A 22,438-nucleotide genomic window follows, 5' to 3' on the forward strand; every position below is an offset into this window, starting at 1 on the left:
AGCGCGCTCGATGACTTCGGGGGAATACTTCGGTTGCTTCTTCATAGCTCCATTTTCTCAAAGAATGGAGCCTCTACAAAACCCGGGGCGGTTCATTCAGCGCCCCTGTCCTGTCCATACCCATGGGGCTCCAGTCAGCCTGGCCAGACGCGTTACGGCTTCTCCGCCACTGCCTGTTGCCTCGACCGATCGATGCCGCTACGCTGGCCGAGCACACCGTTCCAGCGCCCCAACAGTGCCGACAGAACGGCAGACTGTTGTTGAAGGTCGTGACGCTTACCTCCCGGATTTTTTTCTTGAGGGCCGAGATCCCGGGAGATTGGCGTGAGATCGACTTCAAGACTTCGCGTAGGACGCCGACTCGTGCCCGCTCCCGGGCAAGCGGGGATCGTGCACGCATGAACGAGGACAGCACCTGGCAAGAAGCCCGCTCGCTCGGCTCGATCGATATAGAGCGGGCTGTGCTCCATGACGAGCCTGACGATCAGCTACACGCTCCCTATCGCGTGACCCCTATTGGTGATCAAAGGCTATAGTGTTCGTCCTATATCACGGAGAGGACGATGACCAAGTTCGATCAACACAAGCGCGGATTCTTTCGGCACGTCGGCGTGCTGGGCGCCACACTCGCGTCGGGCAGCTTAATTCAGAATAGCCACGCCGAGCCGCTCAAGGCCTCGCAGCTCACTGCGGAGCAGGCGCTGCAAGTCCTCAAGGATGGGAATGCGCGCTTTATGGCCGACAAGGCCGAACCAGTTATCTATGGCAAGGATCGTCGCCTGGCGCTCGCGCGCAGCCAGACGCCGATCGCGGTGCTGGTCAGTTGCTCCGATTCGCGGGTACCGCCCGAGTTGCTGTTCGGCCGGGGGCTCGGCGAGCTCTTCATCGTGCGCAATGCGGGCAACACGGTGGACACGGTGGCCCTGGGCAGCATCGAATATGCTGTGGCCAAGCTCGGCGTTCCGCTCATCGTCGTGATGGGGCATGAGGGCTGTGGCGCGGTGGAAGCCGCAGTGAACGTCGTCGAGAAACAGGCACAATTCCCCGGCAGAATTGGAACGATGGTCGAACCCATCGTGCCGGCCGTGTTGCGCGCGAAGGCCGGACTGGCGAACAAGAAGTATACGGCGGAGATGCTGCTCGACGCGTCGGTGCGCGAGAACGTCAAGCGGGTGGTCACGCGCCTGCAGGAAACCGAGCCGATGTTGATGGAGCCCCTGCGCACGAAGAAGCTGATGGTCGTCGGGGCGCGTTACGACCTGCATGATGGAAGCGTGGAATTTTTCTAAGACTGGCAGACCAGGTTGAGTGCCTACGGCGTGCTACCTCGAATGCATAGGGGCATGCCGTAGATAGTGCAGCGTTGCACGACATCGTGGCAGCGCACATGCCGCCAAGTCGGATGCCTGCACTATTTTTGGGTTTCTTCGCACCCATTTCGTGCAAATGTGCTGTAATGACACTCTTTGCGCTCAACCTTGGTGCAATGCCATCCTTTCTGCAATCCATTCTCCGGCGGCCGCACCCGGTCGCCTTGCCACCGATCGGCCAGGCGCGGGCCGCGTTCGGCGCGCTGTTCGGTCTGGCGCTGTCCGGTGTGCTGAGCCAGGTCGTGCTGGCCTGGAGCGCCCCCGGCGCCCACGTCGCCTGGCTGGTCGCGCCGATGGCCGCATCGGCCGTACTGCTGTTCTGCGTCCCCGCCAGCCCCCTGGCCCAGCCCTGGCCCGTCATCGGCGGCAACGTGGTCTCGGGCCTGGTCGGGGCGGCCTGCGCCCAGTGGGTGCCCGATCCGATGCTCGCCGCGCCGCTGGCCGGCGGCCTGGCGGTCGCCGCGATGTTCCTGCTGCGCTGCCTGCATCCGCCGGGCGGGGCAGTGGCCATGACGGCGGTGCTGGGCGGGCCGGCGGTGCACGAGGCAGGCCTCTCGTTCGCGCTGGCGCCGGTGGGCCTGAACACCGTGCTGCTGGTGCTGGCGGCGCTGTTGTACAACCGGGTGACGGGCGCCCATCACGCGCACAAGGCCGCTCCGGCGCCGTCCGCCGTGGCGCCCGAGGACATCGACGCCGCGCTGGAACATTTTGGTGAAGCGCTCGACGTCTCGCGCGAAGACCTGGCCGCCATCGTCAACGATGCCGAGCGCCATGCGGCCGAGCGCCGCGTCGGCCGCCTGTCTGCGGGCGACGTCGTGGTGCCGCCGCTGGCGCGGCTCGAACCCGACATGCCGCTGGCGACGGCGCGCGCCATCCTGCTCGAACATGGCTTGCCTTCGCTGCCGGTGGCGGATGGGGAAGGGCGGCTGTTGGGGGTGCTGACCCTGAAATCGCTGCTGCGCGCGGCGGCCGAAGCCGAAGCATGGAGCATCAAGGCGCGCGCGCTGATCGTGCTGCGCGGCCGCAAGGAGGCCGCGCGGGTGGCCGACCTGATGATGACCGGGATCGCGGTGCAGGCGGCGCAGCCGGCAAGCGCCGTGGCCGCGCTGGCGGGCCGCCATGGCCTGGCGCGGGTGCCGGTGGTCGATGCGGCGGGCATGCTGGTGGGGATGGCAGGGCCGGTCGAAGTGCTCGATGCCCTGCATGGGGTGGCGCTGGCGACGCAGGGTTGGCGGCTGCGCCGCCGGCGCGACGATTGATTCCGGGTTCGTAGCGAGACCTCGCCGCCGGCCGCCACCGTCCTGGATCGGCGGCGGCGCCGCCAACAGGTGAATCAGGCCGACTCGGCCCCGCAGCACTTCTTGTACTTCTTGCCGCTGCCGCAAGGGCAGTCGTCGTTGCGGCCGATCTTCGGCTCTTCGCGCACCACGGTCTCGACCGCGGCCTTGCGCAGCGGCAGCCAGTAGCGGTAGATGGCCGGCACGTTGGCTTCGATTTCCAGCGCCAGGGCGTGGATCTTGTGCGGGTTGTCGACCAGGGCCAGCTCTTCTTCCTCGATCTCGTCGGCGCCGAGCAGGTAGATCGGGCGGATCAGTTCGGCGACGTCGGAGGTCCAGATCGGTTCCCACGAATCGGCGCGTAGCTCGACGCCTTCCCAGAAACCCCAGCACCAGGCTTCCGGATCGATCAGGGTCTTGCCCTCGAATTCATGTTCGACGAACAGCGGTTCGAATTCCTTCGGCGAGACTTCGAAGGTGATCAACACTTCGTTCATGAAGCGCATGATCAGGTTGATGATCTTTTCTTCTTCGCGCTTGTTCTTCCACTTCGGCGCGGCCGCCTCGTCCTGGCCCCAGACCAGCGGCAGCCATTCGGCCGGCATGATGGTTTCCGGACCGATCGCGATCGCGGTCAGGTAGCCGTGCAGGGTGTCCATCGTCATCGCGTCGTCGGAGCAACGGTCGGACAAGAGGAACTGGTCGAGTTCGTCGAATTCTTTTTCGGAGAGGGGCTGTTCGAGATGCATGGGGGTGTCTGGTGATGGCGCGCGGGCGCCGGTTTTGCGTAAAGGCGCCAGTGTAACGCCTGCGCCGCCGGGCGGCACGAAAAACCTCGATCGGTAGGCTGGCGGGCAGGCAGATGGCGCCGCGGCGCAACGGCCGCGGCGCCGGGACGGCATCAACGCCTGGCGTTGAACGCCTTGGCCAGCTCGCCGGCGGCGAATTGCTGAGCTTCCCTGGCTTTCGGCACCACCGCGCCCATGCCGAAGAATTCATGGGTCACGCCCGTGTAGTGGCGGTAGTTGACGGCCACGCCTTCCTTCTGCAGGCGGTCGGCGTAGGCCTTGCCCTCGGTCATCAGCGGGTCGATCTCGGCCGTGATCACGGTCGCCGGCGGCAGGCCCTCGAGTGAGGCGGCCGTCAAAGGCAGGGCGTAGGGACTCTTCGGGTCGGCGCCGTAGTGCTTGAAGAACCAGCCCATCATCGCCTTGTTCAGCGGCTTGGCGTTGGCGTTCTTCTTGTAGGACGCGTTGTTCATGTCGTTGTCGACCACCGGATACACCAGCAACTGGTGCAGCGGCAGCTGGACCTTCCGGTCGCGCGCCATCATCGAGACCACGGTCGCCAGGTTGCCGCCGGCCGATTCGCCGGCCACCGCCACGCGGGTGGCGTCGCCATTGAAGCTTCCGGCGTTCTGGATCGCCCACTGGTAGGTGGCGAAGGCGTCGTCGATCTGGGTCGGGAAGGTGTGTTCGGGCGCCAGGCGGTAGTCGGGCGAGACCACGATCGCCCTGGCCCCCTTGGCCAGCGCGCGGATCGACGCTTCATACACCTTGGTGTCGGCGATCACGAAGCCGCCGCCGTGGTAGTACACGACGACCGGGAACGGACCCGCGCCTTCCGGGGTGAAGATATGAACCGGGAAGCTGCCGCCCTTGCCCTGCACCGTCTGGGTCTTCATGGTCACGCCGGGTTCCGGCGCGGTGCCCTGGCCGGCATCGAGCAGCACCTTCTCGACCGCGTCGGCGGCGTTCGGCTGCTTGCGCGCTTCTGCCGGGTCCAGGGTCTCGATCGGCTTCGGTTTCAGCGACGCCAGGGCGTCCAGCACTTTCTGCATGGTCGGCTCGGCCTTCGGCGGCTTGGCGTTCCGGGCGATGGCGGCGCCGGCCACCATGCCGGCGGCCAGTGCCACCATGGTCAGGGTCATCTTTTTCATGTTCTTCCTTATCGGTAATCGTCCGGGGCGGCTGCGCCCGGATGCGTATGTGACATGAGACCTTGTAACAATGGCCCGCTCTGTGCGTGAGCGAACCCAGCCGGGACAGGAGGCGGGACATTTCCGCTTCCGCGTGCGCAGCCGTACAATGCGGTGATGGATAACTTGAACACCGACAACCAAGCAGCCGGGCATCCTTTCGCCCGGCTCGATCCCGCCCTGGTGCTGGATGCCCTCGACAGCGTGGGCCTGCATGGCGACGGCCGCCTGCTGGCGCTGAACAGCTACGAGAACCGCGTCTACCAGGTGGGGCGCGAGGAGGGCGCGCCGGTGGTGGTCAAGTTCTATCGCCCGCAGCGCTGGAGCGACGCCGCCATCCTGGAAGAGCATGCCTTCGTTGCCGAGCTGGTGGAGCGGGAGATTCCGGTGGTGCCGGCTCTGGACATCGAGGGCAAGACCCTGCACGCCTTCGAGGGCTTCCGCTTCGCCGTGTTCCCGCGCCGCGGCGGACGCGCGCCCGAGCTGGGCGACCCGGCGGTGCTGGAATGGACCGGCCGCTTCATCGGCCGCATCCACGCCCAGGGCGCGGTCAAGGCCTATGCGCAGCGGCCCGCGCTCGATCCGGTCACGTTCGGCCGCCAGCCCTATGACTGGCTGCGCAGCCATGATTTCGTGCCGCCCGAGCTGATGGCCGCGTGGTCGAGCGTGGTCGAGCAGGCGCTGGATGGCGTGGCGCGCTGCTACGAGCGCGCCGGCGAGCTGCCGCTGCTGCGCCTGCACGGCGACTGCCACGGCGGCAACGTGCTGTGGACCCCTAGCGGCCCCCATTTCGTCGACTTCGACGACAGCCGCATGGGCCCGGCCGTGCAAGACCTGTGGATGCTGCTCTCGGGCGAGCGCCATGAGATGGTGCGCCAGATGGGCGACGTGCTGGCCGGATACGAGGATTTTTGCGATTTTCATCCGCGCCAGCTGTACCTGGTCGAGGCCCTGCGCACCCTGCGCCTGATCCATTATGCAGCGTGGCTGGCGATGCGCTGGGACGACCCGGCGTTTCCCGCCGCCTTCCCCTGGTTTAATACCCAGCGCTACTGGCAGGACCGTATTCTGGAGCTGCGCGAGCAGGTAGCCCTGATGGACGAACCGCCCCTGTGGCCGGTGTAAGGGGCGAATGGACGAGCTGAGCCACTATTGTGGCCCAGTTCCGCGTAGCGGACTGAGCGGATTTGCCGGATAATCGAGCGACCGCCGCCATTGAGACCTCGCATGGAACCCAACCCAGCCAAGCAAGACGAAGCCGACTTTTCGATCGACCTGTCGCAGGCCGCCGGCATGGCGCCGGCCGGGGCGCCGCCCGAGTCGCCTCCGGAAGCCGTGCCCGAAGCCCATGCGGCCACCCCGCCCGCGCGCAAGCCCCTCGAGATGCGCGAAATCCAGGAGGCGATCGCGCGCGTGGAGGCCGAGGCCAAGGCCAACGTCGCGTTTGAAAACCGCCAGACCGCCGAATCGCGCGCGCGCGTGCTGGCCGACGAGCGCGCCGCCATCGATGCGGCGGCGGCGGCGGCCGCGCTGGCCAATTCGCAGGCGTCCGAAGACGCGATCGCGGCCAACCGCGACCGGCTGGAATCGTTGCGCGCAGCCGCGAAAGCATCGGCCGAGCGCCTGGAAGCGATCCGGCAAGAGACCGCCGAGCTGCGTGCGCGGGTCAAGAGCGATACCGAGATCCGCCTGGCGCTGGAGGCCCGTTCGCGCTCCGAAGAAGAAGCGCGGCGCCGCGCCGCCGTCCAGATGGAAGCCGAGGCGGAACTGGCGGCCAAGGCCGCCCGCGCCGCCGACGAGCTGGTGGCGCATACCGAACAGGCCAGGCTGCAGGCCGCCGAGCGCATGGCGGCGGTGGAGGCGGCCAAGGAAGAAGTGCTGCATAACGCCAGCGCCGACGCCCGTATCGCGATCCTGGCGCGCGAGCGCGAGCGCGCCGAAAAAGCCGCGCGCCAGACCGCCGAGAAACTGGCCGAGGCCGAAGCCGAGGCGCTCGACCTGACCCAGCAGCGCGAGCGCGCCGACCAGGTGGCGCTGGCCTCGGCGTTCGCGCGCGCGGCGGCCGAAGCGCGCGCGCTGGAAGAAGCGCGCGCCCTGGTCCATATCGAGCAGGAACGCGAGGCGATCGCGCTGGCCCAGGCCGAGTCCGAGCGCGTCGCGGCCCAGTCGCTGCGCATGCGCCTGCAGACCGAAAAGGAGCTGCGCGACGCCGCCACCCACCGCGAGCGGCTGGAACAGATGGCGGCCGCCGGCGCCGAGGCGCGGCGCGAGGCCGAGACCCGCATCCTGGCCGCGACCGAGGCCCGGATCGAGATCGACCGCAAGCTGCGCCTGGTGGCCGAAGACCGCGCCCGCGCCGAGGAAGAAGCGGGCGACCAGGTGCAGGCCCGGCTCGAGGCCGAGGCCGAGGCGGCGCTGGAAGCGCGCGCGCGCCGTGCGGCCGACGAGGCGGCTTTGGCGGCGGCCCGGCGCGAGGCCGAGGAACACCGGCGCGAGCAGGCCCTGGCCGAAGAAAAAGCGGCGCTGGCCCAGGCCGCGGCCGAGGTCCAGGCCAAGCGCAATGCCGACGAAGCGGAGGCGGTCGCGTTCGAGGCCGAACTGGTCGAACTGCAGCGCCAGGCCGCGCAGCTGGCTGCGCAAAAACGCGAAGAAGCCGAGCGCCTGGCCCAGCGCGAGCGCGAGCGGGTGGCGGCCGAGACCCAGGCCCTGCTCGAGCTGGAGCAGAAAGTGGCGGCCGAGCAGGAATTGATGCTGGCGGCCCAGGCGCGCAGCGAAGCCGAGGCTGCCGCCGCGGCGGCGCTGGCCGCCAAGGCGCAGGCCGAGCGCCGTCTGGAACAAGCGCAACGCGCGACCCTCGAAGCGCAGCAGGCTCAGCTTGATGCGGTGGCGGAAGAAGCGGCGCAAGCCGAGGCCACGCGCGACACCCAGCAGGCGCATGCGCGCCGGGCGCAGGAGCTGGCCCAGGCCCAGCACGAACGCACCGAGGTCGAGCGCCGGCAGGTGGCGCTGACCGAGCAGGCGATCGGCGCCGAGCGCGACGCCACGCAGGCCGCGCGCGAATCGCTGGCCCTGGTCGAGCGCAAGCTGGCCGCCCAGCGCGCCCAGGCCGAGGCCGACTCTCGCGCCAACGAGGCGCAGGCGGCGCGGCTGGCGTCGGAGCATGCCGCCGCCCAGGCCGCCGAAGCGCGCGCCGAAGCCGAGGAAACGCAAGCCCGGCTGGCGCGCGAGCGCGAACTGGTCGAGCAGGCGGCGGTGCAGGCGGCGGTCGAGAAGCGCGAAGCCCAGCGCGCGCTGCTGGAACACGCCCAGGCGCACGCCGAGATGCAGCGCAGGGCGGCGCAGGCGACCCTGCAGATGGCCGATGCGCGCAAGCATCTGGTGAACCTGGAAAGCAAGCGCCAGGACGAACAGGCCGCCGAACTGGCGGCGACCGAGCGCGTCATCGGCGAGCGCAAGGTCGAGGCCGGCCAGCGCTCGGTGTCGGCCGACCTGACGCGCGAGGTATTGGGACGGTTCAAGCAGTCGCAGGCCCGGGCCGGCGACACCTCGGCGGCGCAGGCGGCGGCGCGGCTGGCGGAAGTGATTGCGGTCCAGCGTGAGCTGGATCGGGATCTGGATCGGGATCTGGATCGGGACAAGGACCGCGAATGATGGATGTGGGATGCGATGCCGCTCACGTTACCGCCGGCCCGCACCGCACGCACGTCGTTCCCGCGCAGGCGGGAGCCGCGCACGTCGTTCCCGCGCAGGCGGGAACCTAAGCTTGCTCGCGGACCGACGACGTTTCAGGATATCGCCAGGCTACAGCCTTGGGTTCCCGCCTCCGCGGGAACGACGTAGCGGTGTGCGGGAACGACGTAGCAGTGTGCGGGAACGACGTAGCAGTGTGCGGGAACGACGTAGCGGTGTGTTTATTGCACGGGTGCCGATTGCGCGGGCGCCCGGTTTTCCATCCCACCTTGCGCCTGGCTCGGCGACACCGGATCGACCGGCCCGGTCACCGCGCGCTTGACGAAATACTCGGTGTCGCCAAAGCAGCTGGTCGGCACGCCCTTGTGCTGCTCGTACGAGAGCTGCACGCGGCGGCCGATGTTGCTGTTCAGCTGCTGCACCACCGCTTCATCGCGCACGGTGAAGGCGAAGCGCTCGGGAATCGCGCCCGGCATGCTCGACAGCAGGATCTCGCCCTCCCAGGTCTTGCACAGCCAGCCTTTCTTGGAGAACGTCTGCAGGTAGCCGGCGCGGTCGCCCTCGGAATACGCCCAGGTCAGGGTGAACCAGGTATACAGGGAACCGAGCACGGCGACGGCGGCAATGACGGACAGCAGGATGGCGGTGGAGCGGGGTTTGGGCATGGTCGGGCTGGGCGATCGAAAAGAGTTGGATGGTCAATAAGGCAGCGCTCGCGCGATGCGCGCCCATTCTGCCATGCCTTGCTGTAATCGCAAACCGCAATTCTCAGCGATGACCGATTCAGCCGGTCCGCGCCGCCGCTTCGGCCTCCTGGGCCGCGATCTTCCTGCGGTAGCGTATCGACGACCATAGCGACACCAGGATGAAGGCCAGGCCGGACAGCCCGGTGAGCCATTCCGGGATGTGATAGTGCACGCTGGCGAACATGATCAGGGCCAGGATGCCGATCGCATAGTGCGCCCCGTGCTCGAGATAGACGAATTCCTGCAGGGTGCCCTTGTAGACCAGGAACACCGTCATCGAGCGCACGAACATGGCGCCGATGGCCAGGCCCAGCATGATGATCACGACGTCGTTGGTGATGGCGAAGGCCCCGATCACGCCGTCGAAGCTGAACGAGGCGTCCAGCACTTCCAGGTAGAGAAAGCCGCCGATGCTGCCCTGCGAAATCATGGCGCCGACCGAGGGGTCTTCTTCCTTTTTCTCGAGCAGGCCGCTCAGCCACTTGACGCCGATATAGATCAGCACCCCGGTCACGCCGGCGATCAGCACCGCCAGCTTGCGCTCTTCGGGCACCAGGCGCATGGCGCCAAGAACGCTCAGCAGGGCCAGCAGCACGGCCAGCCCCTCGGAGCCGTATTTGCCGACTTTTTTCTCGAACCAGGTGATCCAATGCAGTTCTTTTTCGACGTCGAAGAGGAAATTCAGGAACACCAGCAGCAGGAAGGCGCCGCCGAAGGCCGCGACCTCGGCGTGGTGTTCGGTCAGGTGGCGCGAATACTCGCTGGGGTTGTCGATCGCCATCTGCCAGACGTCGAGCAGGCCGAGGCCGGTGGCGGCGGCGACGATCACCAGCGGGAACAGCAGGCGCATGCCGAACACGGCCACCAGGATGCCGACCGTGAGGAACAGCTTGCGCCAGAATTCGTTCCAGTGCTTGAGCACCGAGGCATTGACGACGGCATTGTCAAAAGAAAGCGACACTTCCAGCACGCCGAGGATGGCGGTGATCCACAGCGCCTGCAGCAGGCCGGGCAGGCCCCGGTGTTCGTAACCCCACCAGCCGGCGAGGACCATCAGGACTGCCGTCACGATGAAAGACCAGCGGAAGTGCCGCATACGACCCTCTTGTGTGGTTGGACCGGTTGGGTCAATATTACCGTTTCCCGGCTTGATGCGTCCGTGTCAAAAGTCGCCCACCGCGCCTTGCTTCTGAGATAATTCCGCCCAGCATTTCACCTATAAGGCATCATGGACATTATCTATCTCGCGACGCCCGTACTGACCTGGATGGTGGTCGGGCCGATCAAGTTTCTCATTTCCAGCGTGCGCCTGCGGCGCTGGGCCTTCGATCTGGTCGGCAATGGCGGTTTTCCCAGCAACCATAGCGCGGTCGTGTCCAGCATGGCCACCCTGATCGCCCTGCGCGAAGGCATGGACCATCCGGCCTTCGGCGTGGCCTGCACGCTCGCCTTCATCGTCATGATCGACGCCAACAGCCTGCGCCAGCACGTCGGGCGCCACGCGGTGTCGCTCAACCGCCTGCACGACGGCCAGGCCGACTACGTGATCCTGCGCGAGCGCATGGGCCATACCAGGATCGAGATCGCGGGCGGGGTCCTGACCGGCATCGGCATGGGCTTCCTGATCAATGCCGTCCTCGGCGGCTTCTAGTCATGTACTTACGGCGGACGTCCACCTCCCGGACGTCCGCCTGTCCGGTTTTTCCGCATCCCGGCCGGGCTGGAATGCAGCTCATCGCCAAAAAACGCAGTTCATCCATCGAATTCGGCGTTATACAGGTTCGTCAATTGACGCCCTCGGGGCCCTCCTGAATACTTCGCGCTGGCTGTATCTATCCATATTTCTATAAAAAAGACCAAGTCCTTCTCTGGAGAACCACAATGCTGCGCAAAACACTCCTCGTTCTAGCCATCGCTTCGAGCCTCGTCGCCTGCGGCAAGGATTCCGCCCAGGCCCCAGGCCAGGCCAAGGACAACAAGCCGACGCAGCTGACGGTGGCGCCCGAGGATGTGTTGACGATCCAGAGCGACTCCATTTCGTCGGGCCCGGTGGTTACCGGCTCGATCCAGCCCGAACGCCGCGCCGACCTGCGCGCCGAGGTCTCGGCCATCGTGCTGCAGGTGCTCAAGGAGAATGGCGAGCCGGTCAAGCGCGGCGACGTGCTGGTGCGCCTTGATGAAACCTCGATCCGCGACACCCTGACTTCGGCCGAGGATGCGCAGCGCGCCGCCGGCCTGGCGCTGGAGCAGGCCAACCGCCAGCTCGAGCGCCTGAAAACCCTGACCGCTTCCGGCATGACCTCGGCCAAGGCCCTGGACGACGCCGAGATGGCGCGCAACAATGCCATGAGCGAGCTGTCGGGCGCCAGGAGCCGCGTCGCCACCGCGCGCCAGCAGCTGGCCCGCACCACGGTGCGCGCGCCGTTCGACGGCATCGTCTCCGAGCGCAAGGTCTCCAATGGCGACACCGCCACCATCGGCAAGGAGCTCGTGAAAGTCATCGACCCGACCAGCATGCGCTTCGAAGGCGCGGTGTCGGCCGATTCGGTCAGCACCGTGAAGGTCGGCCAGAAGGTGAATTTCCGCGTCAACGGCTATGGCGACCAGCAGTTCGCCGGCATCGTGAAAAGGATCGACCCCGCAGCCAACCCGGTCACGCGCCAGGTCGAGGTGCTGGTGGGCTTCGCCGACAACGCCCAGCCGCGCGTGGCCGGCCTGTACGCCGAAGGCCGCGTCGACGCTTCCGCCGCCGACGCCCTGATGCTGCCCGAGTCGGCCCTGGTGCGGGTCGGCGACAGCAGCCATACCTGGCGCATCAAGGATAAAACCCTGTCCAAGGTCAACCTGGTGGTGGGCGCGCGCGACCCGCGCACCGGCAACTTCGAGGTCAAGCAGGGCCTGGCCGCCGGCGACGTCGTGCTGCGCGCGCCCACCTCGAACCTGAAGGATGGCCAGAAGGTCGACATGCCGGCGGCGCGCGTCGCCAGCGCGGCCACCGGCGCGGCGCCGGTCCAGGGCAAGTAATACGGGAAACTAAAAGGAAAACAAAACCATGTTCCTGTCCAATTTCAGTGTCAAGAAACCGGTCGCGACGGTGGTGATCATCGTCGCGATGATGGCCATCGGCCTGCTCGCGCTGTCCAAGCTGCGCGTCAACCAGAACCCCGACGTCGACATCCCGGTCATCGTGGTCGACATCCCGTATCCGGGCGCCTCGCCCGAGACCTCGGAACGCGAGATCACCAACCGCCTCGAAAAGCAGATGCAGGCGATCCAGGGCGTCACCGAAGTCAATTCCAACTCCTACGAAGGCGGCGCCACGATCTGGATGGAGTTCGACTTCGACCGCAACCTGATCGAAGCCTCGGACGACGTGCGCAACGCCATCGCGGCGGTGCGCTACAAGCTGCCGATCGAGATGCGCGAGCCGGTGCTGCGCCGTATCGACCCTTCCGCCGAACCGGTGATGTCGCTGGCGCTGTCGTCGAGCACCCAGAGCCATGCCGAGATCTCGCGCTACGCCGAGGACGTGCTCGCCGACCAGTTCCGCGCCATCGACGGCGTCTCGACGGTGGCCGTCAACGGCGCGCTGCGGCGCGAGCTCTCGGTGCTGCTGCGCGCCGAAAAGCTGCGTGAATTCAACGTGTCGGTGACCGAGGTGACCAATGCCCTGCGCAGCGGCAACACCAACGCACCGGTCGGCAAGCTGCGCAGCGAACTGGACGAGAAGGGCATCCGCCTGGTCGGCCGCATCGAGCGTCCCGAGGATTTCTCGCAAATCGTGGTCAAGCGCAACGGCGACACCATCGTGCGCCTGAACCAGGTAGCCGAGATCCAGGACGGCTTTGCCGACATCAACAGCCTGTCCATGCGCAGCGGCAAGCCGAACGTCGGCCTGCAGATTTCCCGCTCGCGTGACGCCTCGACGGTTTCCCTGGCCAAGAAGGTGCACGAGGTGGTCAAGGAAGCCAGCAAGCACCTGCCTGAAGGCACCAAGCTCGAAGTCACCCGCGACGGCGGCGAAGACGCGCAGTCGAGCCTGAACAACGTGATCGAAGCGCTGGTGCTGGGCGCGGTGCTGACCGTGTTCGTGGTCTACGCCTTCCTCAATTCCTGGCGCTCGACCCTGATCACCGCGCTGGCCCTGCCGACCTCGGTGCTGGCCGCCTTCATCGCGGTCTGGCTGTGCGGCTTCACCCTGAACTTCATGACCCTGCTGGGCCTGTCGCTGGCGATCGGCGTGCTGATCGACGATGCGATCGTGGTGCGCGAAAACATCGTGCGCCACATGGAAATGGGTTCCGACCGCCGCACCGCGGCCCTCGAAGGCACCGCCGAGATCGGCATGGCCGTGGCCGCCACGACCTTCTCGATCATGGCCGTGTTCGTGCCGGTGGCCTTCATGCCGGGCGTGTCCGGCGAATGGTTCCGTCCGTTCGCGCTCACCGTGACCTGCTCGGTGATCGTCTCGCTGTTCATCTCGTTCACGCTCGATCCGATGCTGTCGGCCTACTGGGGCGACCCGCCGGATCACCACAGCGCGCCGAAGAAGGGCATCGGCCGCTTGCTCGACAGGTTCAATTACTGGTTCGATCACCAGGCCGACCGCTACGGCAACGTGATCGCCTGGGCGCTGCACCACCGCCGCTGGATGGGCTTCATCGCCCTGGCGAGCTTCGCCGGCGCCATCGCCCTGCACAATATGTTCGGCGGCACGAGCTTCCTGCCGAAGATGGATTCGGGCACGATCATGATCGAAGTGCGCGTGCCGGCCTCGTCGAGCGTCGAATATGCGCGCCGCAAGGTGGAAGCGGCGGCCGAGCTGGCGCGCACGCTGCCCGAGACCGAGGACACCAACAGCAACGTCAACCTGAACGGCGGCCGCGTCTACGTCGACATCGGCAAGCGCCGCCAGCGCGAGCGCAGCGCTGCCGAGGTCGCGGTGGAACTGCGCCAGAAGATCAGCCGCCTGGTCGGCGCCGAATACGTGGTCATGGATGACCTGAGCGGCAACGGCAAGCCGGTGCAGATCGAATTCAGCGGTCCGGATTCGCGCCGCCTGATGGAACTGACCAACGCCTACATGGCCAAGCTGCGCGAAGTGCCGGGCGCGGTCGACGTCACCCTGTCCGAGCAGGATCCCAAGAACGAGCTGCAGATCGTGCTCGACCGCGGCCTGGCCAACATGATGGGCATTTCCGTCAACGATGCCGCCCAGTCGCTGCGCGTGGCCTTTGCCGGCATCGAGGTGGGCGACTGGGTCGACCCGACCAGCGAAACCCGCGACGTCGCCGTGCGCCTGCATCCGGACGACCGCGTGAATACCGAGAGCATCGAGCGCCTGCCGATCTCGGTCGGCGGGACCGGCATGATGGTCCCGCTCGAACAGATCGCCGAGATCACCATGGGCAAGGGGCCTTCGGCCATCCGCCACAAGAACGGCGAGCGCATGATCACGGTCTCGGCCAATGCCCAGGGCCGTTCGCCGGGCGAGGTCACGTCCGACGCCATGAAGCTGGCGCGCACCTTCGACTTCCCGCCGGGCTACGGCCTGGCGCTGGGCGGCTCGGGCGAAGACCAGCAGGAGCTGTTCACCGAGATGATCATCGCGCTGCTGTCGGGCATCGCGCTGATGTACCTGATCCTGGTGATGCAGTTCGGTTCGTTCACGGCGCCGATCGGCGTGATGATGTCGCTGCCGCTGTCGCTGATCGGCGTGGTGGTCGCGCTGATCATCACCGGGCACACGCTCAACCTGATGAGCATGATCGGCATCATCATGCTGATGGGACTGGTGGCCAAGAACGCGATCCTGCTGCTGGACGCCGCCCGCGCCCTGGAGCACGAAGGCATGGACCGCGAACAAGCGCTGATGGCGGCCGGCCGCAAGCGCCTGCGTCCGATCCTGATGACCACCTTCGCGCTGATCGCCGGCATGCTGCCGGTGGCGCTGGCCTTCGGCGACGCGGGCGAGTTCTACCAGCCGCTGGCGATCGCCATCATCGGCGGCACGATCACCTCGACCGTGCTGACCCTGCTGGTGGTGCCGACCTTCTACGACAGCATCGAGATCGCCCGCGACCGCATGCTGGCCAAGTATGGCCGCCGCGCCGAGCGCTGGAACTCGCTGCCGGCCTTCCTGATGACCTTCGTGGAAGCGATCCTGACCTTGACCTTCGTGCGCCTGGTCTACCGCCTGATCGTCCGCGGCGGCCGCCTGGTGACGGGCCGCGGCAAGGCCATGCCGGCCTGATTCCACTCCCCGGGCGGCGCCGGCCGCCCCTTGCCCCGACACGGCCAGCCACGCGCTGGCCGTGTCTTTTCGAACACGGGCTGCATCGACTCGCCATGGAATCGCCGCGCAGCCGCCGGTTTGCGCCAGCGTTTCCTGTTGTTATGTTCTAATAGCGGATGTTTTGTAATAAGTAGTTGGTATTGACCTGTGTGCGCCGCAGTGCACGGTGTTTCAAGAAGCCCGTCTTTTATTCCTCCCGCCGTTAGGTTCCGTGTCCATGTCAGTAATTCCATCATTTTCCCTATCTGCCGGATCCGACCTGAACTGGCTCGCCGGCGGCGGCGAGATGGGTGAACTGATCCGCAGCATGGACTGGTCGAAGACGCCGCTCGGACCGCTGTCCGACTGGCCGCAAAGCCTGCGCACCTCGGTCAGCCTGTGCCTGTCCTCGACCTTCCCGATCCTGGTGTGCTGGGGGCCGGACGACATCCAGATTTATAACGACGCCTACCGCCCGATCTGCGGCGACCTGCATCCGGCGTCGATGGGGGCGCCGTTCAAGGTGGTGTGGGCATCGGCCCTGCCGGTGGTGGGCGCGGCGTTCGAGAGCGCGCACCAGGGGGCGGGCGCCTACATCAAGGACCAGCAGATGTTCCTCGACCGCAGCGGCTACCTCGAGGAAGCGAACATGACGTTCTCGTTCTCGCCGATCCGCGACGAGTCGGGGGCGGTGGGCGGCATCTTCCACCCGATCACCGAGACCACGGCCCAGGTGCTGGGCGGACGCCGCAGCCAGGGACTGCGCGACCTGACCGCCGGCCTGGCGACGACCCGTTCGATCGCCGAGATCGGCCAGCAGCTCAGCCTGCACGTCGAGCGCATGCAGGCCGACGTGCCTTTCCTGCTGTTCTACCAGATCGATCCGGAGGGCCGCGCCCTGGCGCTGCGCGGCGGCGGCGGCTTGCCGCCGGACGGCGCGCTGGCGCCAGCCTCGGCGCGCCTGGACGACGCCTGCTGGCCGTTCGGGCGCTGCGCCGCCACCCATTCGGTGACGCAGGTCGACGACGTCGCCGCGCGGCTCGGCGGCGCGGCCTGCGGCCCCTACGACGATCCGCCGCGCTCGGCGCTGGTGCTGCCGCTGTCGCTGCCGGGCCAGCAGGAGCTGTTCGGCTTCGTGGTCGCCGGCGTGAGCGTGCGGCGCGCGCTCGACGCCGACTACCGCAACTTCTATGAATTGATGGGGGCTGCCGTGAACACCGCGGTCGGCAACGTCATCGCCTACGAGCAGGAACAGCGCCGCGCCGAAGAGCTGGCCATGATCGACCGCGCCAAGACCGCCTTCTTCTCGAACGTATCCCACGAATTCCGTACCCCGCTCACCCTGATCCTGGGGCCGCTCGAGGACGCCCTGGCCGACGACGCGGACGGCATGAGCGCGGCCCAGAAGAAGCGCATCGAGGTCACGCACCGCAATGCGCTGCGCCTGCTCAAGCTGGTCAATTCGCTGCTCGACTTCTCGCGCATCGAGGCCGGCCGGGTGCAGGCCAGCTACGTGCCGGTGGACCTGACGCGCCTGACGCTCGACCTGGCCGGCGTGTTCGAATCGGCGATGGCCAAGGGTGGCCTGGAATACGGGATCGAGCTCCAGGACCTGGGCCGGCCGGTCTGCGTCGACCGCGACATGTGGGAAAAAATCGTCTTCAACCTGCTGTCGAACGCCTTCAAGTTCACCCTGCAGGGCAGCGTCACGATCTGCCTGCGCGAGCACGCCGGCATGGCGCGGCTGTCGGTGCAGGATACCGGCACCGGCATCCCCGAGCACGAGCTGCCGCGCATGTTCGAGCGCTTCCACCGCATCGAGGGCGCGCCGGGACGTACCTATGAAGGCACCGGCATCGGCCTGGCCCTGATCCAGGAACTGGTGCGCCTGCACGGCGGCGCGATTGCCGTCTCGAGCGTCCTCGGCGAAGGCACGCGCTTCGACGTCGACCTGCCGTTCGGCCTGGCCCACCTGCCGCAGGACCGCATCCTGCATGCTCCGGAAGGGGTGCAGGAGCGTCAGCGCATGGGTTCCGCCTTCGTCGAGGAAGCCCTGCGCTGGCTGCCGGACGCCGAAGTCGTCCCGCGCGAGGCGGGGCAGCCGGCACTGGCGGACATGGGCGGCCAGGCCCGCCCGCGCATCCTGATCGCCGACGACAACAACGATATGCGGGCTTATCTCAAGGCGCTGCTCGAACCGCACGCCGACGTGCGCATCTGCGCCGACGGCCAGGCCGCCTTCGAACTCGCGCTGGCGGACCCGCCCGACCTGCTGCTGAGCGACGTGATGATGCCGAAGCTCGACGGCTTCGGCCTGATCGCGCAGGTACGCGCCAGCGAGGAGCTGCGCCTGCTGCCGGTGATGTTGCTGTCGGCGCGCGCCGGCGAGGAAGCCAAGGTCGAGGGCCTGCAGGCCGGCGCCGACGACTACCTGGTCAAGCCGTTCTCGGCCAACGAGCTGCTGGCGCGGGTGCGCACCCAGGTGGCGCTGGGCCGCGAGCGCAGCCAGATGGAGCGCGATGCGCGCGCCCGCGAAGCCCATGTGCGGGCGCTGGTCGACGCCTCGCCGGCCATGCTGTGGACCACCGACGACACCGGCCGCTGCACCTATCTCAGCCGGCGCTGGTACGACTACACCGGCCGCACGCCGGAACAGGACTTGGGCCTGGGCTGGCTCGAAGACGTCCACCCCGAGGACCGCGCGCACGCCGGCGAAGCCTTCCTGACCGCCATCTCGGCGCGCGAACCGTTCTCGATCGACTACCGCCTGCGCCGCCATGACGGCAGCTATTGCTGGTTCATCGATTCCGGCCTGCCGCGCGTGAATGCGGCGGGCGAACCGGATGGATTCGTCGGCACGGTGATCGACATCCAGGTGCGCAAGACCTTGCAGGAGCGTTTCGAGCGGGTGTCCGAGGCGGGCGACATCGGCGTCTGGTACGCCGACGCGCCGTTTACCGAGTTCCAGCTCAATGCCGAGATGGCCGTGCACTTCGGCCTGGACAGCGTGCGCCCGGCCTCGATCGACGCGCTGCTGGCGGCGGTCGACCCGGAGGACCGGGAACGGCTGGCCGACGGCGTGGCGCACGCGGTGCGCGCCGGATCGCCGCTCGACCTGGAGTTCCGTACCGTGACGGGCGGCGCGCCGCGCTGGCTGCGGGCGATCGGCTGGTGCGGCCTGGACGAGCATGGGCAGCTGGAGCGCTTCGACGGCGTGACCCTCGACATCGACGACCAGAAGCACGCCGAACAGGAGCTGCAGCGCCTGGCCAGCGAGCTGGGACGGAAGAACCGCGCGCAGAGCGACTTCCTGTTCACGCTGGCGCACGAGCTGCGCAACCCGCTGGCCCCTATCCGTTCGGGGCTGGAACTGATGCGCATCGGCGCCGCCAGCGGCGACGTGCAGGCCATCATGCGGCGCCAGGTCGACCACATGGTGCACCTGGTCGACGACCTGCTCGACATGGCGCGCCTGGCCGAGGGCAAGGTGACCCTGCGGCTGGAGCGTGTGCTGCTGGCCGACGTGGTGCGCGAAGCGGTCGACATGAGCATGCCGCTGGTCGAAACGCGCAAGCACGCGCTGGCCGTGCGCCTGCCGCAGGAGCCGCTGGCACTGCACGCCGACCGCCACCGCGTGGCGCAGATCCTGAGCAACCTGCTCAACAACGCGGCCAAGTACACGCCGCAGGGCGGCGCGATCGAGATCGCGGCGCGGATCGAGGCGGACGAGGTGGCGCTCACGGTGTCGGACAACGGCATCGGCATCGACGCCCCGGCGATGGAGACGGTGTTCGACATGTACGCCCAGGTCCATCTCGGCACCGAGATGGCGCAGGGCGGCCTGGGCGTGGGCCTGAACCTGGTCCAGCGCCTGGTCAAGCTGCACGGGGGCCGCGTCGCCGTGAGCAGCGCTGGGGCCGGGATGGGCAGCCGGTTCACGGTGTGGCTGCCGTTGCCGCAGGATGCGTCGGCCGCCGCGCCTTCGGGCGCCGCCGCCGCGCCGCCGGCGGCGCCCGAAGCCGCGCCGGACGACGGGGGGGCCAAGGAGGCAGGCAATGCGGTCGCCGCGCTGCGCATCCTGGTGGTGGACGACAACGTCGACGCTGCCGAGATGCTGCACGCCCTGCTCGAGATGAGCGGCCACGCCGTCAGCGTCGCCCACGACGGCGCGACGGCGCTGCGCCGGGCCGCGGAAGTCTTGCCGCAGATCGTCTTCCTGGATATCGGCCTGCCCGATATGTCAGGCTTCGAGGCGGCCGAGGCGATGCGCCGGATCGCGGGCATGGAAAAGGCATCCCTGGTGGCGTTGACGGGCTGGGGGGCGGAGCAGGACCGGCAGCGTTCGAGCCAGGCGGGATTCGATCATCACCTGACCAAGCCGGCCGATTTCGGGATGGTGGAACATCTGATCCGCGACGTCGCGGCGAGGGTGAGTGCGGGCAGGTAGTGGCGCAGCGCAGGCAAGAGGACGAGGAATGAAGCAGAAGGCCTGAAACACGGGGCCTGAAACAAGCAACCCGGCTATGAAGCGCCGGGTGCCGAGATCGTGCAAGACGCTGCGCCGAACGCGCCCTGCGAGCAGGGCGTCGTCCGGTGGGCCATGCGATTACTGGCCCGTGGTGCCGGTCGGCGGCGTGGTGGTGGTCGCCGGATCGGTGGTGGTGGTGCCGGTAGCGCCTTCGGTGGTGCCGGTCGTGCCGGTGGTGCCGGTAGCGCCGCTGGTGTCGCCGGCGGTGCCGGTTGCGCCGCTGGTGCCCATGTCGGTGGTGCCGGTGCCGGTGGTGCCGGTGCCGGTGGCGCCGGTGCCCACGTCACCCGTGGTGCCGGTGGCGCCCGAGGTGCTGCTTGGCATGGTCGCCGAGGTGTCGGCCGGGGTGGTGGTGGTGGCCGCGTCGTCGCGCTTGCAGGCGCCCAACAGGGAAGCCAGGACGGCGGCGGTCAGCAGGATTTTTGGTGCCTTGGTCATTGCATTCATTTTTAACTCCTCGTTTACGTCTATCTTTGTGCCGAAGTTTCCAGCTCATTGTGGTGAGGCGCTGGAAGATCAACGGCGCCAGTTAGTTCCGTCATCTGCAACAAATGAGCGGAACACTCAGGGAACCGACGCAATACGCGGCCCCGGTGCGTACTTCAATCCAACTGTGCCCATTAGACCGGAAGCCTGTCTGCCGGTTCGTTAGATACCGCACTCTTGCGAGACTCCGTAACATTTTTTACAGAGTTGCTCGCGCCGGGCGTCAAGCACCCAGCTGTTCGTCTCCCGGCACGGGCCGGATGTTCCTGTCATCGGCGCCACGCTTGATGGCGCCGGCGCGGCCGAGCTGCTCCAGCAGCGCGGGAACTTCCATAGAAATTTCTCGAGCCAAATATCCCAAGGTGCCCAGCCGTTGCGCCAGGCGGTCGCCGGCGCGTGCGTGCAATGCCACGCCCCAGCAGGCCGCCTGTTCCGGGGCGGCGCCGCGCGCCAGCAGGCCGGCGATGATGCCGGCCAGCACGTCGCCCGAGCCCGAGATGGCCAGGCCAATATTGCCCGCGCCTTCGTGTTGCCAGAGCGTGCCGTCGGGCGCCGCGATGACCGTGCGCGACCCCTTGAGCGCGATCACGGCATTCCAGTCGCGCGCCGCCTGCAGCGCGGGTGTGTCGGGCTGGCCGACGATGCATTCTTTCTCGAGGCCGGTCAGGTGCGCCATTTCGCCGCAGTGCGGGGTCATGATCACGGGCCGCTCGAAGCGCATCGGCTTGCCCTCGGGCCAATCGCGCGGCCTGTGCAGCATGACGTCCATGGCGCAGGCGTCGAGCACCAGGCCGACGCCGGCTTGCTCCAGGCGCGGCAGCAGCGCGTGCACCAGGCGTGCGGTGCACGAGGCGTCGCACATGCCGGGGCCGACCAGCACCGCGTCGACCTTGTCGGCCAGCGGGTCGAGGCTGTCCAGGGCGTCCAGCTGGAAACCGTCGGTCTCGTTTTCGGACAAGCCGATCACGCGCGCCTCGGGCATCGCCAGCGCCACCAGTTGGGCCACGCTGGCCCCGGTGGCGATGGTCAGCTTGCCGGCGCCGGCGCGCAGGGCCGCGGTGGCGGCCAGGATGATGGCGCCGGGCATTTCGCGCGATCCGCCCAGCACCAGGACGTGGCCGCGCAATTCCTTGTCGCCCTCGGCTTCGGGCTGGGGCAATGGCCATGCCGCCAGGCAGGCGGCGTCGACGTCGTGCACCGTTGTCGCTTTGATCGGGTCCATGTGTGGTCTCAAGCCTTGGGTGAAGTCGGCAAGTCCCTGGCGGCCGTGACCGGGGTGCCGCTGGCTTCCAGCGGCGCCACGAAGTTTGCCAGGCGTAGCGCCAGGTCGCCGCGCTTGCCTTTATCGGGGTCGAATTCATACGACGTGACCGAGCAGTTGGGCACGTCGCCGGCGTGGTCGATCTCCAGGATCTGTGCCTCGTTCAGGTGCTCGAACAGGTAGCGGAAGCAATTGACGGTGACCTGGTGGGCGACGATCAGCACCCGCTCGCCGCAGAAGTCGCGCTCGAGCGTGTCCATCACGCTGCGCAGGCGCAGGATGACGTCGCACCAGCTTTCGCCGCCGGGCGGGCGGAAATAGAACTTGCCGACGTGCCGGCGTTGCTCGTAGAGATCGGGGAAGTGGTGGGCGATGCCATGCGTGGTGAGACGGTCGAGCACGCCGAATTCCTTCTCGCGCAGGCGCTCGTCGGACAGCACGCACAGCAGCTCGTCGCGCTCCAGGCGCTGCATCAGGATGTTGGCGGTCTCGGCCGCGCGGACATAAGGCGAATGCAGCACCACGTTGGGACGCCGGTGCGGCGGCAGGGTGGCGAACCAGGCGCCCAGGGCCTCGGACTGGCGCTCGCCCAGGTCGGACAGCGGCACGTCGACGTCGCGATCGGCGATGTCGATGCGGTGCCCGGCGGCAGCTTCTGCCAGGTCACGCGCGACGTTGCCCGCGCTTTGTCCATGCCTGACCAGCCAAATTTCCTGTGGCCACTTTTGCTCCATCGCCGTCCGCCGAGAAGTTAACATGCAGGCATCATGACGGATTCGGCAGGGCGTCAGCGCACGATTGCGGACGCCGTCGGCGCTGGCGGAAGTG

Annotated in this window: 15 protein-coding genes; 8 read left to right on the forward strand and 7 right to left on the reverse strand. The window is 67.6% G+C overall.

The features are described from left to right. Window positions 1–563: 563 nt before the first annotated feature. Entirely contained in the window at window positions 564–1,289 is a 726-nt protein-coding gene (locus tag ACZ9AQ_RS23100) for a carbonic anhydrase (protein ID WP_429206977.1), read from the forward strand. A 197-nt stretch (window positions 1,290–1,486) separates the two neighbouring features. Beyond that, a complete protein-coding gene (locus ACZ9AQ_RS23105; protein ID WP_429206978.1) occupies window positions 1,487–2,629 on the forward strand; it encodes an HPP family protein in 1,143 nt (380 codons plus the stop codon). 74 nt (window positions 2,630–2,703) lie between these two features. Here ACZ9AQ_RS23105 and ACZ9AQ_RS23110 read toward each other — a convergent pair whose 3' ends face one another. Both ACZ9AQ_RS23110 and ACZ9AQ_RS23115 read right to left on the reverse strand, forming a co-directional pair. After that, complete coding sequence (locus tag ACZ9AQ_RS23110; protein ID WP_429206979.1) at window positions 2,704–3,396, reverse strand: UPF0149 family protein; 693 nt, start codon at window positions 3,394–3,396, stop codon at window positions 2,704–2,706. 152 nt (window positions 3,397–3,548) lie between these two features. Then, on the reverse strand, window positions 3,549–4,586 hold the full coding sequence (locus ACZ9AQ_RS23115) for an alpha/beta hydrolase (protein WP_429206980.1): 1,038 nt from the start codon (window positions 4,584–4,586) through the stop codon (window positions 3,549–3,551). A gap of 156 nt (window positions 4,587–4,742) precedes the next feature. On the opposite strand from ACZ9AQ_RS23115, the gene ACZ9AQ_RS23120 reads away from it, so the two are divergent. Beyond that, complete coding sequence (locus tag ACZ9AQ_RS23120; RefSeq protein WP_429206981.1) at window positions 4,743–5,750, forward strand: serine/threonine protein kinase; 1,008 nt, start codon at window positions 4,743–4,745, stop codon at window positions 5,748–5,750. A gap of 102 nt (window positions 5,751–5,852) precedes the next feature. Further along, window positions 5,853–8,276: a coiled-coil domain-containing protein gene (locus tag ACZ9AQ_RS23125; protein WP_429206982.1), complete on the forward strand. Its 2,424-nt coding sequence runs from the start codon at window positions 5,853–5,855 to the stop codon at window positions 8,274–8,276. A 260-nt stretch (window positions 8,277–8,536) separates the two neighbouring features. Here ACZ9AQ_RS23125 and ACZ9AQ_RS23130 read toward each other — a convergent pair whose 3' ends face one another. Together ACZ9AQ_RS23130 and ACZ9AQ_RS23135 are read right to left on the reverse strand one after the other, a co-directional pair. After that, complete coding sequence (locus ACZ9AQ_RS23130) at window positions 8,537–8,980, reverse strand: hypothetical protein (RefSeq protein ID WP_429206984.1); 444 nt, start codon at window positions 8,978–8,980, stop codon at window positions 8,537–8,539. A 118-nt stretch (window positions 8,981–9,098) separates the two neighbouring features. Beyond that, the gene (locus ACZ9AQ_RS23135) at window positions 9,099–10,157 is read right to left on the reverse strand and encodes a DUF475 domain-containing protein (RefSeq protein WP_429206985.1); all 1,059 of its coding nucleotides are present in this window, start codon (window positions 10,155–10,157) and stop codon (window positions 9,099–9,101) included. Window positions 10,158–10,289: 132 nt separating this feature from the next. Between ACZ9AQ_RS23135 and ACZ9AQ_RS23140 the strand changes: the two genes are divergently transcribed. From ACZ9AQ_RS23140 to ACZ9AQ_RS23155, 4 genes are all read left to right on the forward strand, one after another. Then, window positions 10,290–10,712, forward strand: a complete 423-nt coding sequence (locus ACZ9AQ_RS23140) for a divergent PAP2 family protein (protein ID WP_429206987.1) — start codon at window positions 10,290–10,292, stop codon at window positions 10,710–10,712. A gap of 230 nt (window positions 10,713–10,942) precedes the next feature. Then, on the forward strand, window positions 10,943–12,085 hold the full coding sequence (locus ACZ9AQ_RS23145; protein ID WP_429206989.1) for an efflux RND transporter periplasmic adaptor subunit: 1,143 nt from the start codon (window positions 10,943–10,945) through the stop codon (window positions 12,083–12,085). A gap of 28 nt (window positions 12,086–12,113) precedes the next feature. Beyond that, complete coding sequence (locus ACZ9AQ_RS23150) at window positions 12,114–15,314, forward strand: efflux RND transporter permease subunit (protein WP_429206991.1); 3,201 nt, start codon at window positions 12,114–12,116, stop codon at window positions 15,312–15,314. A 259-nt stretch (window positions 15,315–15,573) separates the two neighbouring features. After that, a complete protein-coding gene (locus ACZ9AQ_RS23155) occupies window positions 15,574–19,782 on the forward strand; it encodes an ATP-binding protein (RefSeq protein WP_429206993.1) in 4,209 nt (1,402 codons plus the stop codon). Window positions 19,783–19,941: 159 nt separating this feature from the next. On the opposite strand, the gene ACZ9AQ_RS23160 is transcribed toward ACZ9AQ_RS23155, so the two are convergent. The 3 genes from ACZ9AQ_RS23160 to ACZ9AQ_RS23170 all read right to left on the reverse strand — a co-directional run bounded on the left by ACZ9AQ_RS23160 (window position 19,942) and on the right by ACZ9AQ_RS23170 (window position 22,344). After that, window positions 19,942–20,310: a hypothetical protein gene (locus ACZ9AQ_RS23160; RefSeq protein ID WP_429206995.1), complete on the reverse strand. Its 369-nt coding sequence runs from the start codon at window positions 20,308–20,310 to the stop codon at window positions 19,942–19,944. A gap of 262 nt (window positions 20,311–20,572) precedes the next feature. Then, a complete protein-coding gene (locus ACZ9AQ_RS23165) occupies window positions 20,573–21,571 on the reverse strand; it encodes an NAD(P)H-hydrate dehydratase (protein WP_429206997.1) in 999 nt (332 codons plus the stop codon). 8 nt (window positions 21,572–21,579) lie between these two features. Further along, the gene (locus tag ACZ9AQ_RS23170) at window positions 21,580–22,344 is read right to left on the reverse strand and encodes a histidine phosphatase family protein (RefSeq protein ID WP_429206998.1); all 765 of its coding nucleotides are present in this window, start codon (window positions 22,342–22,344) and stop codon (window positions 21,580–21,582) included. Window positions 22,345–22,438: the final 94 nt, after the last annotated feature.

It is taken from the genome of Massilia sp. UYP34 (genome assembly GCF_056279385.1).